The 15377-nt window shown below is 70.6% G+C and carries 15 protein-coding genes; 9 read left to right on the plus strand and 6 right to left on the minus strand.

Annotated features, from left to right (window positions below; genetic code table 11):
- The first annotated feature begins 7 nt into the window (after positions 1–7).
- Both ACFYY1_RS17565 and ACFYY1_RS17570 read left to right on the plus strand, forming a co-directional pair.
- Entirely contained in the window at positions 8–1684 is a 1677-nt protein-coding gene (locus ACFYY1_RS17565; protein ID WP_388585988.1) for an AMP-binding protein, read from the plus strand.
- Complete coding sequence (locus ACFYY1_RS17570; RefSeq protein WP_388585990.1) at positions 1681–3288, plus strand: AMP-binding protein; 1608 nt, start codon at positions 1681–1683, stop codon at positions 3286–3288. Before ACFYY1_RS17565 ends, ACFYY1_RS17570 begins: the two co-directional genes overlap by 4 nt.
- Positions 3289–3310: 22 nt before the next feature.
- Here the strand turns inward: ACFYY1_RS17570 and ACFYY1_RS17575 are convergent, their stop codons facing one another.
- The 3 genes from ACFYY1_RS17575 to ACFYY1_RS17585 form a co-directional block, all read right to left on the minus strand.
- Positions 3311–3529: a hypothetical protein gene (locus ACFYY1_RS17575; protein WP_388585992.1), complete on the minus strand. Its 219-nt coding sequence runs from the start codon at positions 3527–3529 to the stop codon at positions 3311–3313.
- Between the two features lie 77 nt (positions 3530–3606).
- Positions 3607–4161, minus strand: coding sequence for a GNAT family N-acetyltransferase (locus ACFYY1_RS17580; protein WP_388585994.1), 555 nt, complete (start codon positions 4159–4161; stop codon positions 3607–3609).
- 40 nt (positions 4162–4201) lie between these two features.
- Positions 4202–4912 (minus strand): hypothetical protein, encoded by a 711-nt coding sequence (locus ACFYY1_RS17585; RefSeq protein ID WP_388586278.1) that lies wholly within the window; start codon positions 4910–4912, stop codon positions 4202–4204.
- A 378-nt stretch (positions 4913–5290) separates the two neighbouring features.
- Here ACFYY1_RS17585 and gcl point away from each other — a divergent pair, with 378 nt between their 5' ends.
- Positions 5291–7066 (plus strand): glyoxylate carboligase, encoded by a 1776-nt coding sequence (gene gcl, locus ACFYY1_RS17590; protein WP_388585997.1) that lies wholly within the window; start codon positions 5291–5293, stop codon positions 7064–7066.
- Between the two features lie 516 nt (positions 7067–7582).
- Here gcl and ACFYY1_RS17595 read toward each other — a convergent pair.
- The 3 genes from ACFYY1_RS17595 to ACFYY1_RS17605 all read right to left on the minus strand — a co-directional run bounded on the left by ACFYY1_RS17595 (position 7583) and on the right by ACFYY1_RS17605 (position 11029).
- Positions 7583–9040: a catalase gene (locus ACFYY1_RS17595; protein ID WP_388586000.1), complete on the minus strand. Its 1458-nt coding sequence runs from the start codon at positions 9038–9040 to the stop codon at positions 7583–7585.
- A 202-nt stretch (positions 9041–9242) separates the two neighbouring features.
- Entirely contained in the window at positions 9243–10142 is a 900-nt protein-coding gene (locus tag ACFYY1_RS17600; protein WP_388586002.1) for a 2-hydroxy-3-oxopropionate reductase, read from the minus strand.
- A 47-nt stretch (positions 10143–10189) separates the two neighbouring features.
- On the minus strand, positions 10190–11029 hold the full coding sequence (locus ACFYY1_RS17605; protein ID WP_388586004.1) for a TIM barrel protein: 840 nt from the start codon (positions 11027–11029) through the stop codon (positions 10190–10192).
- A gap of 227 nt (positions 11030–11256) precedes the next feature.
- Here ACFYY1_RS17605 and ACFYY1_RS17610 point away from each other — a divergent pair, with 227 nt between their 5' ends.
- The 6 genes from ACFYY1_RS17610 to pucL all read left to right on the plus strand — a co-directional run bounded on the left by ACFYY1_RS17610 (position 11257) and on the right by pucL (position 15229).
- Positions 11257–12495: a lactonase family protein gene (locus ACFYY1_RS17610; RefSeq protein WP_388586007.1), complete on the plus strand. Its 1239-nt coding sequence runs from the start codon at positions 11257–11259 to the stop codon at positions 12493–12495.
- A gap of 57 nt (positions 12496–12552) precedes the next feature.
- A complete protein-coding gene (locus ACFYY1_RS17615; RefSeq protein ID WP_388586010.1) occupies positions 12553–12804 on the plus strand; it encodes a hypothetical protein in 252 nt (83 codons plus the stop codon).
- Positions 12801–13178: a helix-turn-helix domain-containing protein gene (locus tag ACFYY1_RS17620; protein ID WP_388586012.1), complete on the plus strand. Its 378-nt coding sequence runs from the start codon at positions 12801–12803 to the stop codon at positions 13176–13178. The genes ACFYY1_RS17615 and ACFYY1_RS17620 overlap by 4 nt, the downstream gene beginning before the upstream one ends.
- A 190-nt stretch (positions 13179–13368) precedes the next feature.
- Complete coding sequence (gene uraD / locus ACFYY1_RS17625; protein ID WP_388586013.1) at positions 13369–13878, plus strand: 2-oxo-4-hydroxy-4-carboxy-5-ureidoimidazoline decarboxylase; 510 nt, start codon at positions 13369–13371, stop codon at positions 13876–13878.
- Positions 13879–13883: 5 nt separating this feature from the next.
- Positions 13884–14276, plus strand: a complete 393-nt coding sequence (uraH, locus tag ACFYY1_RS17630) for a hydroxyisourate hydrolase (RefSeq protein WP_388586016.1) — start codon at positions 13884–13886, stop codon at positions 14274–14276.
- A 5-nt stretch (positions 14277–14281) separates the two neighbouring features.
- A complete protein-coding gene (gene pucL / locus ACFYY1_RS17635; protein ID WP_376316317.1) occupies positions 14282–15229 on the plus strand; it encodes a factor-independent urate hydroxylase in 948 nt (315 codons plus the stop codon).
- Positions 15230–15377: the final 148 nt, after the last annotated feature.

The following is a 15377-nucleotide window of genomic DNA, read 5'->3' on the forward strand; positions in this document are numbered from 1 at the left end:
AGGGCACATGTCGGCAACCAGTGCGACGGAGACGTTCCGGGCCGCCCGGGACTTTCTGCTGAAGCACCGCGAGGACTACCAAGCGGCGTACGAGGGCTTCAGCTGGCCCAGGACCGACCATTTCAACTGGGCGCTCGACTGGTTCGACGCCATCGCCGAGAACAACGACCGCACCGCCCTGCACATCGTGGAGGAGGACGGCAGCCGCACCGAGGTGTCCTTCGCCCGGATGTCCGCCCGCTCCAACCAGGCCGCGAACTGGCTGCGCGCCCGGGGCGTGCGCCCCGGGGACCGGATCCTCGTCATGCTCGGCAACCAGGTCGAGCTGTGGGAGACCGCCCTCGCCGCGATGAAGCTGCGCGCCGTGGTCATCCCCGCCACCCCGCTCCTCGGCCCGGTCGACCTGCGCGACCGGGTGGAGCGCGGCCGGGTCCGCCACGTCCTGGTCCGGGACACCGACGCCGCGAAGTTCGACGAGGTGCCCGGCGACTACACCCGGATCGCGGTCGGCGCCGAGGTCCCCGGCTGGCTGTCGTACACCGGGGCCGACGAGCAGCCGGACACCTTCGAGGCGGACCGGGAGACCGACGCCGACGAGCCGCTGATGCTCTACTTCACCTCCGGCACGACCGCCAGCCCCAAGCTCGTCGAGCACACCCATGTGTCCTACCCCGTGGGCCACTTGTCGACGATGTACTGGATCGGCCTCAAGCCCGGGGACGTCCACCTCAACATCTCCTCGCCCGGCTGGGCCAAGCACGCCTGGTCGAACCTCTTCGCGCCGTGGAGCGCCGAGGCGACCGTCTTCATCTTCAACTACACCCGCTTCGACGCGGGCCGGCTGATGGCCGAGATGGACCGCTCGGGCGTCACCAGCTTCTGCGCCCCGCCGACCGTCTGGCGGATGCTGATCCAGGCCGACCTCTCCCAGCTGAAGACCCCGCCGCGCGAGGTCGTCGCGGCCGGTGAGCCGCTGAACCCGGAGGTCATCGAGACGGTGCGGCGCACCTGGGGCGTCACCATCCGGGACGGCTTCGGGCAGACCGAGACCGCCGTCCAGGTCGCCAACACCCCGGGCCAGCTGCTGAAGGCCGGTTCGATGGGGCGGCCCAGCCCCGGTTTCAAGGTCGAGCTCCTGGACCCGGTCACCGGTGAGCCCGGCGCGGCCGAGGGCGAGATCTCCCTCGATCTGTCCGGCCGCCCGGTGGGTCTGATGACCGGCTACCACGGCGACCCGGACCGCACGGCCGAGGCCATGGCGGGCGGCTACTACCGCACCGGCGACATCGGCTCGCGCGACGCGGACGGCTACATCACCTACGTGGGGCGCGCCGACGACGTGTTCAAGGCCTCCGACTACAAGATCTCGCCGTTCGAGCTGGAGAGCGCCCTGCTGGAGCACGAGGCGGTCGCCGAGGCGGCGGTCGTCCCCGCCCCCGACCCGGTCCGCCTCTCCGTTCCCAAGGCGTACGTGGTGCTCGCCGAGGGCTGGGAGCCCGGCGAGGAGACGGCGAAGGCGCTGTTCGAGCACTCCCGGGCGGTCCTCGCCCCGTACAAGCGGATCCGCAGGCTGGAGTTCGCGGACCTGCCCAAGACCGTCTCCGGCAAGATCCGCCGCATCGAACTCCGCGAGCGCACCGCCAAGGGCACCGGCACCGAGTACACCGAGGGGGATCTGCGATGACCGGGCTTTCCTACGCGCACGGCACCGGCACCACGGCGCTCCTCGGCGACACCATAGGACGCAATCTCGACCGCGCCATCGAGGCGTTCGGCGACCGCGAGGCACTGGTGGACGTCTCCTCCGGGCGGCGCTGGACCTACACCGAATTCGGCGCGGCGGTCGACGAACTGGCCCGCGCCCTGATGGCGTCGGGGGTGGCCAAGGGGGACCGGGTCGGGATCTGGGCGATCAACTGCCCGGAGTGGGTGCTGGTGCAGTACGCCACCGCCCGCATCGGCGCCATCATGGTCAACATCAACCCGGCGTACCGCGCGCACGAGCTGGCGTACGTGCTGAAGCAGGCCGGGATCTCGCTCCTGGTCTCCTCGCTCTCGCACCGCACCAGCGACTACCGCGCCCTGGTCGGCCAGGTCCGCGCCGACTGCCCCGCGCTGCGCGCCGTGCACTTCATCGGCGACCCGACCTGGGACGAACTGCTGGCCGCCGCCGGTTCCGTGACAGCCGGACAACTCGCCGCCCGAGAGGCCGAGTTGTCTTGCGACGACCCGATCAACATCCAGTACACCTCCGGCACCACCGGCTTTCCCAAGGGTGCCACCCTCTCCCACCACAACATCCTCAACAACGGCTACTTCGTGGGGGAGCTGGTCGCCTACACGGAAGCGGACCGGGTCTGCCTGCCGGTCCCCTTCTACCACTGCTTCGGCATGGTCATGGGGAACCTCGGCATCACCTCGCACGGTGCCTGCATCGTGATCCCGGCCCCCGCCTTCGAAGCCGCCGCCGTGCTCGCCGCCGTGCAGCAGGAACGCTGCACCTCGCTCTACGGCGTCCCCACCATGTTCATCGCCGAGCTGAACCTGCCGGACTTCGCCTCGTACGACCTCTCCTCGCTGCGCACCGGCATCATGGCCGGATCACCCTGCCCGGTCGAGGTGATGAAGCGGGTCGTCGCCGAGATGCACATGGACGAGGTGTCCATCTGCTACGGCATGACGGAGACCTCGCCGGTCTCCACCCAGACCCGCCGCGACGACGACCTGGAGCGCCGCACCGGAACCGTCGGCCGGGTGATGCCGCACATCGAGGTCAAGGTCGTCGACCCGGTGAGCGGGGTGACGCTGGAGCGCGGCCGGGCGGGCGAACTGTGCACCCGCGGCTACAGCGTGATGCTGGGGTACTGGGACCAGCCCGACCGGACCGCCGAGGTCATCGACGCCGGCCGCTGGATGCACACCGGCGACCTCGCGGTGATGCGGGAGGACGGCTACGTACAGATCGTCGGCCGGATCAAGGACATGATCATCCGCGGTGGCGAGAACGTGTATCCGCGGGAGATCGAGGAGTTCCTCTACGGCCACCCGAAGATCGCGGATGTGCAGGTCGTGGGCGTACCGGACGAGACCTACGGCGAGGAGATCCTGGCCTGTGTGATCCCGAGGGACCCGGCCGAGCCGCCGACCCTGGACGAGGTGACGGACTACTGCCGCGAGCAGTTGGCGCACTACAAGATCCCGCGGCTGCTGCGGATCCTGGAGACCTTCCCGATGACGGTCAGCGGGAAGGTCCGGAAGATCGAACTGCGGGAGGGCTACGGGCAGTAGGACCGGATCGCCCCGGGCGCGGTCAGGCGGCCTCGATGATGTCGCCGGTGCCGCCCCGGGTCGCGGCCGCCCATTCGATCAGCAGCACCTCGTAGGCGGCGGACTCCACCGAGGACCAGTCCTGGCCGGCGCGCGCGTCCACGAACGCCCGTATCGCCTCGTTCGCCCGCGCGGCGGACGGGGGCGTCGGCCGGGTCCTGCGCGGCCGGTCGTCAGGTGTGTTCCGTGGAGTTAATGCCATGCGCACCACCTTAAGGCCCGCCACTGACAACGAGCCGAACATTTGTGGCCCCCTGGCCTGAACGTGACCGATTGCACTCACTGTTGCCGGTCGGCTCCGGTGAGCTGCCGGAGGTGCCCGGAGTGCGGGATCTCGCGCCGCATGCAGACCCTCGGCCAGTGGTCCAGGCCGTGTTCGGCCTCCTGCGCCCTGATCTTCCGCAGCCCGTCGGTGAGTTCGGTTCCGTCAAGGGTGCGGAAGCCGAGGCGGGCGTAATACGGCGCGTTCCAGGGGACGTGGGAGAAGGTCGTGAGCGTGAGCGCGCCCAGGCCCTGCGCGCCTGCCCAGCCGGCGAGATGGTCGATGAGCGCGCTGCCCAGGCCGCGCCGCGCGGCGGACGGGTGCACGGAGACCTGCTCGATGTGGGCGGCCCCGTCGACCGGGTCGGCGATCAGATAGCCGACCGGGTGGTCGTCCGGGTCCGTGGCGACCCAGGCCCGGCCGGCCCTGCGGTAGTCGTCCAGCAGCCCGAGCGCCGGAGGGTCGTCGTCCGCGACGGCGGACATGCCGAGTGTGCGGAACGGTTCGCCGGCGGCACGCTCGATGTCCTGGATCAGCGGGAGGTCGGTGCGGCGGGCGGTACGGATGCGCATGCCGCCAGTATGTCGCCTGGCGCACCGCCCGGTATGCCGCTCAGGCCCCGGTGCTGAGCAGTTCGTCGGCCGGGCTGTTGACCGGCCGAGGTGTGCCCGCCGGGTCGATCACGAAGAGCGGCAGGCCCAGGCCCTCGGCGCGCGCCGCGGCGTCCGGCGCGTACCCCGTGAGCGAGAAGAGGACCCCGGTGACCGACGCGCCGAGCGCGTGCAGCCAGAGGCACTCGACATCGCGCAGGGTGGTCGGCCGGCCGGCCGTGTCGACCTGGGCCATCAGCCCGGTGGCCCGCAGATCGATCCGCGCGGGGGAGGGCTTGGGGGACCGCACCACTTCGCGGTAGCCCAGCCAGCTCAGATACCGGGCCGCGGTCGCCAGCGCGTCGCCCGCGCTGTGGATGGCGACGGCGCGGAACGCGGGACGGGGCGCCGGGGCCGTGCGCGGCAGCGGGATGTGCGAGGGGCCGGCCGGCGGGGGCCCGTCCCCGGGTGCCGCCACCGGCCGGACCGGGACGCGCAGCACCGTCCCGCACGGGCAGCACAGCTCCGGCTGCGGCCACTGGTCCCGGCGCCCGCAGGCGGGACAGCGCACTGTCACCCAGTCGTCGTTCCAGGTGCGGTGGGTGATCGGCACGGCACGGGCGCCGGGCAGCAAGGGCGGGGCGGTCGGCGCCCCGCACGGACAGGGGTAGGCGGGCGGGCTGTACGCGTGGTCGCGGCGGCAGGCCGGACAGCGTACCGGCACCGACTCCACCATGATCTCCCTCCGGCGCTCTCCCGCCGGCGTTCTCCCACCGGCCCCGGGCGCCTCCCCGGCGCACCGGAACGCGCCCGCACCGGCCACGACGGGCCGGCTCCGCTCCGAACCCCATCGTCCACCAAGAGCGACGTCCTGGGGAGGGACTTGGCGTACTTCCCGGACGGGCGGGCGCACCGGCGGCCGGGTGCGCCGTCCCCCGCGGTGCACGCCGTCTCCTTGCCGTGTGCGCCCTCTCTTGACGGTCGACGGGGCGCGCCTTAGATTTACTTCCGTATCACAGAATCAGTTTTCCGTAATGCGGAATTGGTGCTCTCAGGTGGCGCGACAGAGCCCGACTCCACCAGGTCCGAGCAGGAGCACTCAATGCCTCGAATGACCGCTGCCCGAGCGGCAGTTGAGATCCTCAAGCGCGAAGGCGTCAGCAACGCGTTCGGTGTGCCGGGCGCGGCGATCAACCCCTTCTACGCGGCCCTCAAGGCCTCCGGCGGGGTTCATCACACGCTGGCCCGTCACGTCGAGGGCGCCTCCCACATGGCGGAGGGCTACACCCGGGCGCGTCCGGGCAACATCGGCGTGTGCATCGGCACGTCGGGGCCGGCCGGCACCGACATGATCACCGGCCTCTACTCCGCCATCGCCGACTCCATCCCGATCCTCTGCATCACCGGCCAGGCCCCGACCGCCGTGCTCCACAAGGAGGACTTCCAGGCGGTCGACATCGCCTCGATCGCGGCGCCCGTCACCAAGGCCGCGACGACCGTCCTGGAGGCCGCGCAGGTCCCCGGCGTCTTCCAGCGGGCCTTCCACCTGATGCGCAGCGGCCGTCCCGGTCCGGTCCTCATCGACCTGCCCATCGACGTCCAGCTCACCGAGATCGAGTTCGACCCCGATCTGTACGAGCCGCTGCCGGTGCACAAGCCCGCCGCGACCCGCAAGCAGATCGAGCGCGCCCTGGAGCTGCTCAACGAGTCCGAGCGGCCGCTGCTCGTCGCGGGCGGCGGCATCATCAACGCCGACGCCTCCGAGCTCCTCGTCGAATTCGCCGAGCTGACCGGCGTCCCGGTCGTCCCGACCCTGATGGGCTGGGGCATCATCGCCGACGACCACGAGCTGAACGCGGGCATGGTCGGTCTGCAGACCTCGCACCGCTACGGCAACGCGAACTTCCTGGAGTCCGACTTCGTCCTCGGCATCGGCAACCGCTGGGCCAACCGCCACACCGGCAAGCTGGACGTCTACACCAAGGGCCGGAAGTTCGTCCACGTCGACATCGAGCCCACCCAGCTCGGCAAGATCTTCGCCCCCGACCTCGGCATCGCCTCCGACGCCAAGGCGGCGCTGGAGCTGTTCGTCGAGGTGGCGCGCGAACTGAAGGCGGCCGGGAAGCTCAAGGACCGCTCGCAGTGGGCCGCCTCCACCCAGGAGCGCAAGGCGACCCTCCAGCGCCGTACGCACTTCGACAACGTGCCGCTGAAGCCGCAGCGGGTGTACGAGGAGATGAACCGGGCGTTCGGCCCCGAGACCCGGTACGTCACCACGATCGGCCTCTCCCAGATCGCCGGCGCGCAGATGCTGCACGTCTACCGCCCGCGCCACTGGATCAACTGCGGCCAGGCGGGCCCGCTCGGCTGGACGATCCCGGCCGCGCTGGGCGTCGCCACGGCCGACCCGGACGGTTCCGTCGTGGCGCTCTCCGGCGACTACGACTTCCAGTTCATGCTGGAGGAGCTGGCCGTCGGCGCGCAGCACCGCATCCCGTACGTCCACGTCCTGGTGAACAACTCCTACCTGGGGCTGATCCGCCAGGCGCAGCGCAACTTCGACATCGACTTCCAGGTCAACCTGGAGTTCGAGAACCTCAACTCGCCGGAGCTCGGCGTGTACGGCGTCGACCACGTCAAGGTCGTCGAGGGTCTGGGTTGCAAGGCCATCCGGGTCACCGAGCCGGACCAGCTGCTGCCAGCCTTCGAGGAGGCCAAGAAGCTGGCTGCGGAGTTCCGGGTGCCGGTGGTCGTCGAGGCGATCCTGGAGCGCGTCACGAACATCGCGATGAGCGGTACGGACATCGCCTCCGTCAACGAGTTCGAGGACATCGCGACGGACCCGTCCCACGCACCGACCGCGATCCGCCCGCTCGCGGCTTCCTGACACCCCGCCCGGCGGCCCGTGGCCCCCGTCCCCCCGGAACTCCGGGGGACGGGGGCCACGGCCGTTCCCCCGGTACGCGGGGCATGTGAGGCGTGCGTGCCCCGGTACGCGGGGCATACGGGAGCATGGGCGAGGCGGGGGGAACCGAGTCAGGGCTCCGGGACTTGGGAGCGAGGTCCGGGGCCGGGGCCGGGAGTGCGGTCCGGCGTACCGCCCCACGCGCACGCAGGGGGCGCGCCGCCCCCCCACGCGCACGCACGAAGAAGGGCGCGGAGTACGGGACCGTATCCGTACTCCGCGCCCTGGCACGGGAAACACAACAGAACACAACAGAACAGGGGCCGCGGCGGCGGCGATCGGGCCGGGAGGGTTCGTCCTCTTCAGGTCAGAGAACGAGGAGGCATCCCGGCCCTCACCACCGCACTGGCATCGCACGACCGCCGCGGCCTCGTCCTGCCCGCGCCGCGTGACACCCCTCATCCGGGTACGCGGCGCGAGCAGGGCTCGGTGGGAGGATCAGTCCTCGCGCAGGGCGCGGACCGCCTCCTCCACGCGCTTGCCGTAGTCGGCGTCGGCGGCGTGGAAGTGGGCGAGGTTCTTCTCGATCACGTCGTCGCGGGTCACCTGGGAGAGGCCCCCGGCGATGTTCGCGACCAGACGGCCCTTCTCGTCCTCGGACATGAGCCGGTACAGCTCGCCCGCCTGGAAGAAGTCGTCGTCCTTGGTGTGGGCGGGCGCCGCGTGGGTGCCGGTCCAGCCGTGGATGGCGAGCGGGGCGGAGAGCGCCGCGTCGGTCTGGGTCGGGCCCGCGTACGAGTTGGGCTCGTAGTTCTTGTCGTGGCGGGCGCCGTTGCGGGTGGCGTGCAGCCCGTCACGGCCGTAGTTGTCGACGACCGCGGTGCGCGGCGCGTTCACCGGGAGCTGGGTGTGGTTGACGCCCAGCCGGTAGCGGTGCGCGTCCGCGTAGGCGAACAGCCGGCCCTGGAGCATCTTGTCCGGCGAGGGACCGATGCCGGGCACGAAGTTGTTCGGGGAGAACGCGGCCTGCTCGACCTCGGCGAAGACGTTGTCCGGGTTGCGGTCCAGCACCAGCCGGCCCACCCGCTGGAGCGGGTAGTCGCTGTGCGGCCACACCTTGGTCAGGTCGAACGGGTTGAAACGGTAGCCCGCGGCCTCGGCGGCCGGCATGACCTGCACGTACAGCGTCCAGGACGGGTTCGTGCCGCGCTCGATGGCCTGGAGCAGGTCCGTCTGGTGCGAGCTGTTGTCCTTGCCCGCGAGCTCGGCGGCCTGCTCGCTGGAGAGGGACCGCACACCCTGGTTCGTCTTGAAGTGGTACTTGACGAAGAAGGCCTCGCCCGCGGCGTTCGTCCACTGGTACGTGTGCGAGCCGTAGCCGTTCATGTGACGGTACGAGGCGGGGATGCCGCGGTCGCCCATCAGCCAGGTGACCTGGTGCGTGGCCTCGGGCGCGTGGGCCCAGAAGTCCCAGACGTTGTCCGGCTCCTGACGGCCCGTGAACGGGTCGCGCTTCTGCGAGTGGATGAAGTCGGGGAACTTGATCGGGTCCTTGATGAAGAACACCGGGGTGTTGTTGCCGACCAGGTCGTAATTGCCCTCGTCCGTGTAGAACTTGAGGGCGAAGCCGCGCGGGTCGCGCACCGCGTCCGCGCCGCCCAGCGAGTCGGCGACGGTGGAGAAGCGGATGAACGTCTCGGTGCGCTTGCCGACGGCGGAGAGGAAGTCGGCGCGGGTGAAGCCGGTGACGTCGTCGGTCACCTCGAAGTAGCCGTACGCGCCGGAGCCACGGGCGTGGACCACGCGCTCCGGGATGCGCTCCCGGTTGAAGCGGGCCAGCTTCTCCAGCAGGTGCTGGTCCTGGAGGAGGATCGGGCCACCGACACCGGCGGTGGCGGAGTTCTGGTTGTCGGCGACCGGGGCGCCTGACTCGGTCGTAAGCACACGCTGCGTCATGGTGTCGGGGCGACCTTCCGTACGGGAGCTGCTGAACTGCGACGGCTCGGGGGCTCCAGGAGCGTAAGTACGCCCCGAACCCGGCGTCAACAGTTTGTTGAATTTGATGAGTGGTGTTCCGGACGGCGCCGACGCCTGGGCGCGACAGGACAGGTGTCAGCGCCGACGCCGTCCGGAAGTCTCTGGGGTGTCGCCGGGCCGGTCAGGCCTGGACGGGCTGCCCCGACAGGCGCTCGACCGAGCGCAGCAGTGCCGAGTGGTCCAGGCCGCCGTCGCCCTGCGCGCGCAGCGAGGCGACGAGCTGGGCGACCACGGCGCCGACGGGCAGCGCGGCACCGACGTTGCGGGCGGCGTCCGTGACGATGCCCATGTCCTTGTGGTGCAGGTCGATCCGGAAGCCCGGCGCGAAGTCCCGCTTGAGGAAGTTGTCCTTCTTGCGGGTCAGGACGGTCGAGCCGGCCAGTCCGCCGTTGAGCACGTCCAGCGCGGCGGCGAGGTCGACGCCGGACTTCTCCAGGAAGACGACGGCCTCGGCGCACGCCTGGATGTTGACCGCGACGATCAGCTGGTTGGCGGCCTTCACCGTCTGGCCGGAGCCGTGCGGACCGCACAGCACGATGGTCTTGCCGAGCGCCTGGAGGATGGGCTGGGCCGCGTCGAAGTCGGCCTGCTCGCCGCCGACCATGATCGACAGCACCGCCTCGATGGCACCGGCCTCACCGCCGGACACCGGGGCGTCGATCACCCGGATGCCCTTGTCCTTCGCGTTCTTCGCGAGGTCCACGGAGGTCTGCGGGGTGATCGAGGACATGTCGATCAGCAGCGCGCCGGACCTGGCGTTCTCCAGGATGCCGTCGGGGCCGTAGGCGATGGCCTCGACCTGCGGGGAGGCGGGCACCATCGTGATGACGACGTCGGCGTCCCGGACCGCCTCGGCGATCGAGCCCGCGCCGGAGCCGCCGGCCGCGACCAGCCGGTCGATCTTGTCCTGCTCCAGGGTGTAGCCGGTGACGTCGTACCCGGCCTTGATCAGGTTCTCCGACATGGGGGAGCCCATGATGCCGAGTCCGATCCACGCAACCTTGGGGAGGTTGTTGCTCATGATGGTGCCTTCCGATAAGCGTGTGTACGAGGGGGAGTTCGCTGCCCTCAGCGGGCTGCCCGCGCGGTGGCCGGGAGCCACTCGAAGGCCTCGGCGCTCGGGCGGTCGCCCGGCTTGTACTCCAGGCCGACCCAGCCGTCGTAACCGGCCTTCGTCAGCTCGTCGAGGAGCTGCTCCAGCGGAAGCGAGCCGGTGCCGGGCGCGCCGCGCCCCGGGTTGTCGGCGATCTGGACGTGGCCGGTCTTCGCGGCGTAGTCCGCGATGACCTGGCCGAGGTCCTCGCCGTTCATCGACAGGTGGTACAGGTCCAGCAGGAACTTGGCGTTCCCGAGGCCGGTCGCCGCGTTGACCTTGTCGACGATCTCGATCCCGGCCGGTGCGCTCACCAGGGGGTAGCGCGGCGACTCCGGCTTGTTGAGGGTCTCGATCAGGAGTACCGCCCCGATCCGGTCGGCCGCACGGGCGGCGACCACCAGGTTCTCCAGGGCGAGTTCGTCCTGCACGGCCGGGTCCACACCGTCGACGCGGTTGCCGTACAGCGCGTTCAGCGCCTTGCAGCCGACCGAGGCGGCGAAGTCGGCCGCCACATCGATATTGGCGCGGAAGCGGTCCGACTCCGTGCCCGGCACGGAGAGCGCGCCGCGGTCGGGGCCGGGCAGCTGTCCGGCGTAGAAGTTCAGTCCCACCAACTGCGTGCCCGCGTCGTCGAGCGCCTTCTTGAGGGCGTCGAGCTCGGCCTGCGGCGGGGTGGGGGTCTCGATCCAGGGCCACCACAGCTCGACCGCCGTGAAGCCGGCCGCGGCGGCGGCCGCAGGACGCTCCAGGAGCGGGAGTTCCGTGAAGAGGATCGAAAGGTTCACATCGAAGCGCTGGTCCGGGTAGCCCATGAGGGTTCGGCGCTCCTTCCGTATTGCGGAAGTTAGTTTCTACGTGATGGAAGATTGCCCGGAGCTGCGGAAGCTGTCAAGGGGGTGCCCGAAATTCGGTCCCGGGTCTTTCGCGCCGGTTGCGCAAGGTGGGACCCCAATTGCGCCGGTTGCCGATGCGGTCCGGGGCGGGCCAGGGTTGCTGGTGCCACCCATGCAGCCGACCCCCCCCACACGAGGTGCCTCGCATGAACCACGCCACCAGCCGGCGCACCGTCCTCGGAGCGCTCGTCGCGGGCGCGGCCCTGTCGGCGGCTCCCGCGCTGCCCCGCTCCCCGGGGCCCGCGCCGGAGCCCGCGGCCGCCGCCGGCCCGCGCCCGCGCACCACCCCGCGGCTGCTCATCGGCACGTACACCTCGGCCGAGGGTGGCGGCACCGGAATCGGGACGGCCACCTACGACGCCGCCACCGGGGCGATCGCCGCCGGTCCCGTGATCACGGGCGTGGCCAACCCCTCGTACCTGGCCATGCATCCCTCGGGCGCCACCGTCTACGCGGTCGACGAACAGGAGCGGGGCGGCGTGAGCGCCATCGCCCTGTCACCGGACGGCGGCCACCGGGTGCTCGGGACGCGCGGTACGGGCGGGGCCGGGCCCACCCATCTCTCCGTCCACCCCACCGGAAGGTGGCTGCTCACCGCGAACTACACCTCGGGCAGCGTCGCGGTGCACCCCATCGGGGGCGACGGATCGCTGGGGGAGCGTACCGACCTGGTCGCCCACACCGGCCCGCCGCCCGGCCCCGGCCAGGACGGACCGCACGCCCACCAGATCGTCACCACCCCCGACGGCGGCCACGTCCTCGCCGTGGATCTCGGCAACGACACCGTGTACACGTACCGGCTGGACGAACGGCGCGGCACGCTCGACGAGGTCTCCCGCGCGACGCTGCGCCCCGGCGCCGGACCCCGGCACCTCACGTTCCACCCCGGCGGCCGCCACGCCTACCTGGCCTGCGAGGTCGACAACACCGCCGTCGTCTGCGGCTACGACCCCGCCACCGGCACCCTCTCCCCGGGCGCCCCGCAGTCCACCGGAACCGGCCCCGGTACCAGCTACCCGGCGCAGTTCCTGGTCACCGCCGACGGCCGGTTCGCCTACCTCGCCAACCGGGGGCACAACAGCATCGCCCGCTACGCCGTCGAGGAGGACGGGGCCGCGCTCCGGCTGCTCGGCACCGTGCCCGTCGGCGGCGACTTCCCCCGGCACACCGCCTTCTCGCCCGACGGGAGGCTGCTCTTCGCGGCCAACCAGAGGTCCGGCACCGTGACGGTCTTCCGGGTCGACACCCGCGACGGCGCGCTGACCCGCACGGACGAGGCGTTCGCCGCCCCGGTCGCCGTCTGCGTGCTGCCGTACCCGCAGTCGCGCCCGGCCGGGCACCGGGGGCCGTCCCATCTCCCCACGGCCCCGGCGCGGGTCCGTTAGGGTCGGGCCCGAGCCGCGGGCTTCACAGCGACGCGGCGAACGCATGAGGGAGGCACAGTGCGCTTGAGAGTGGAGTTCACCACCGAGCCCTTCGATCTCGACGAGGCGCCCGCCCACGCGGTCGTGGCCCGCGAGGTCATCCAGTCGGCCGACCTGGACGCCGTGGACGTCGGTCCCTTCGGCAATACGGCGGAGGGCGGGGCGGACGAGGTGCTCACCGCGGTGGACGCGCTGCTGCGCCGCGCCCTGGCATCGGGTGCCACCCGGGTGTCCCTCCAGGTGAACGTGGTCGGAGAGGAGTCCAAGTGACCGAACCGGCCGATCACCCGCTCGTCACCGCGGTCAAGCCGCTCGTCGACGCCATGGGCGCGGAACTGCTCGGACCCGGGCAGGCCCAGCCCGACGACGTCGTACTGGCCTGGGAGGGCGAGGACGTCATAGCCGTCCGGCTGCCCCAGCTCTCGGATTCGCTGGACCACATCCTGGCCGCCATGGAACGCCGGCACGGCATGCCGCTCGCCGACCTGGACCGCAGGGCCAAACAGTTGGTGGTGCGGACCCTGGAGGCACGTGGTGCCTTCTCGGTGCGGCACGGCGTGGAGACGGTGGCGGGCGCGCTGGGGGTCAGTCGCTTCACCGTCTACAACTACCTGAACAGGGAAAATGCCGCCAAAGGCGAGTAGTTGAGTCGGTAGGTGAGCGAAGGTCGCACAAGACCGCACAGGGCCGTCGTCCGGAGCACCGGGCGGCGGCTTTTTGCGTTCGCGTAATTTCAACAAAGTGTTGACGTGGTGTTGCGGAGGGCGTTAGCTATCCGCAGCCCGACCGACGCGAAGCGAAAAACGCACAGCGAAAACAGCCACGGAGGCTCCCGTGACTTCGAGCTCCACACCGGGCCTCGCCCGGTTCAACACCCTGGCGGACGACGAGGCCACCACCGCGTTGCACGAGGTGTGCTCCAGCGCGGCATGGGGAAGAGCGATCCTCTCCCGACGCCCGTACGCCACCGCGGAAGCCCTCCTCGATGCCAGTGATGCCGCCACGGCCGCACTGACCACTCAGGATCTGGCCGACGCGATGGCCGGTCACCCGCCGATCGGCCGCCCGAAGCCCGGGGACCCGACCTCCTCCCGTGAACAGCGGGGGATGGCCGGCGCCACCGAGGAACTCAAGGCCGAGATGCTCGAACTGAACCTGGCCTACCAGGAGCGGTTCGGACATGTCTTCCTGATCTGCGCCACCGGAGCCACCGGCGAGCAGATGCGCGACGCGGTGAAGTCCCGGATCGGGAACTCGCCCGAGCAGGAGCGCGAAATCGTGCGCACCGAACTGGGCAAGATCAACCGCATCCGGCTGACCCGTCTCGTAACCGAAGGAGAGTGACGGTCTTGAGCACCGACACCACCGCATCGGTGTCCACCCACATTCTGGACACCAGCATCGGCCGCCCCGCCGCGGCCGTCGCCATCACGCTCGCCGCCCGCAGTGGCGGCGACGCACCGTGGACGGCACTCGGCGGATCCGCGACCGACGCGGACGGGCGATGCAAGGACCTGCCGGCGCTGCCGGAGGGCACCACCCATGTACGTCTCGACTTCGAGACCGAGGCGTACTTCGCAGCCAAGAAGCAAGCCGAGGCGCAGCAGGACGCCCCCCGCGTAAGGGACAGCGGTGCCTTCTTCCCGGAAGTGGCGATCACGTTCGCCGTCGTACCGGGCGAGCACTACCACGTACCGCTGCTGCTCAACCCGTTCGGCTACTCCGTTTACCGAGGGAGCTAGCAGACATGCCCACGATTCTCGGCCAGAACCAGTACGGCAAAGCAGAGAACCGCGTCGTCAAGATCACGAGGGACGGCGACACCCACCACATCAAGGACCTGAACGTCTCCGTCGCCCTCTCCGGCGATCTGGACGACGTGCACTACAACGGTTCGAACGCCAACTGCCTTCCGACGGACACCACGAAGAACACCTGCTTCGCGTTCGCCAAGGAATACGGCATCGAGTCGGCCGAGCAGTACGGCATCCACCTCGCCCGGCACTTCGTGGACAGCCAGCCCTCGATCCACCGCGCGCGCATCCGCATCGAGGAGTACGCCTGGGAGCGCATCGCCGGCTCCGACGGCAACTCCAGGTTCATCGGCGCCGACGAGGTCCAGCACTCCTTCGTACGCAAGGGGCAGGAGACCCGCCTCGCCCAGATCACGTATTCCGCCGAAGGCGACGGGGAGGGGAAGTTCGAAGTCCTCTCCGGGCTCAAGGACCTGACCGTGATGAACTCCACGAACTCCGAGTTCTGGGGCTTCATCAAGGACAAGTACACGACGCTCCAGGAGGACTACGACCGCATCCTCGCCACGTCCCTGTCGACGTGGTGGCGGCACAACTGGACCTCGGACGAGCAGCGCATGCCGCAGTGGGAGAAGTCCTACGAGCAGGCCAAGAAGCACATCCTGCAGGCCTTCGTGGAGACGTACTCGCTCTCGCTCCAGCAGACGCTGTACCAGATGGGTTCGCGGGTCATCAACAGCCGGAGCGAGATCGACGAGATCCGCTTCTCCGCGCCCAACAAGCACCACTTCCGGCAGGACCTCTCCGCCTTCGGCCTGGAGAACGAAGCCAAGGACGGCGCCGTGTACTACGCCGCCGACCGCCCGTACGGCCTGATCGAGGCCACCATCCTGCGCGACGGCTGCGAGCCGCACATCCCGGTCGACATGACCAACCTCTGACGCGGGGGCGCGGGGGGCCCCCCCCCCCGGGGGGGGGGGGGGGCCCCCCCCCCGGGGGGGCCCCCCCCCATGTCAACCCCTCCAAAAGGGCGCCCGACAGGCCCCGGTGCAACCCCCCCCGCCGCCCACACGGGCCACCCCGCGACCC

The sequence above is a fragment of the Streptomyces sp. NPDC001890 genome (genome assembly GCF_042891445.1).
Taxonomy (GTDB): domain Bacteria; phylum Actinomycetota; class Actinomycetes; order Streptomycetales; family Streptomycetaceae; genus Streptomyces.

Excerpts from the sequence above, each read along its gene's own strand:
- ACFYY1_RS17565 (WP_388585988.1), top strand. The coding sequence starts at position 8 with ATGTCGGCAACCAGTGCGACGGAGACGTTCCGGGCCGCCCGGGACTTT.
- ACFYY1_RS17570 (WP_388585990.1), top strand. The coding sequence starts at position 1,681 with ATGACCGGGCTTTCCTACGCGCACGGCACCGGCACCACGGCGCTCCTC.
- ACFYY1_RS17575 (WP_388585992.1), bottom strand. The coding sequence starts at position 3,529 with ATGGCATTAACTCCACGGAACACACCTGACGACCGGCCGCGCAGGACC.
- ACFYY1_RS17580 (WP_388585994.1), bottom strand. The coding sequence starts at position 4,161 with ATGCGCATCCGTACCGCCCGCCGCACCGACCTCCCGCTGATCCAGGAC.
- gcl (WP_388585997.1), top strand. The coding sequence starts at position 5,291 with ATGACCGCTGCCCGAGCGGCAGTTGAGATCCTCAAGCGCGAAGGCGTC.
- ACFYY1_RS17595 (WP_388586000.1), bottom strand. The coding sequence starts at position 9,040 with ATGACGCAGCGTGTGCTTACGACCGAGTCAGGCGCCCCGGTCGCCGAC.
- ACFYY1_RS17600 (WP_388586002.1), bottom strand. The coding sequence starts at position 10,142 with ATGAGCAACAACCTCCCCAAGGTTGCGTGGATCGGACTCGGCATCATG.
- ACFYY1_RS17605 (WP_388586004.1), bottom strand. The coding sequence starts at position 11,029 with ATGGGCTACCCGGACCAGCGCTTCGATGTGAACCTTTCGATCCTCTTC.
- ACFYY1_RS17610 (WP_388586007.1), top strand. The coding sequence starts at position 11,257 with ATGAACCACGCCACCAGCCGGCGCACCGTCCTCGGAGCGCTCGTCGCG.
- pucL (WP_376316317.1), top strand. The coding sequence starts at position 14,282 with ATGCCCACGATTCTCGGCCAGAACCAGTACGGCAAAGCAGAGAACCGC.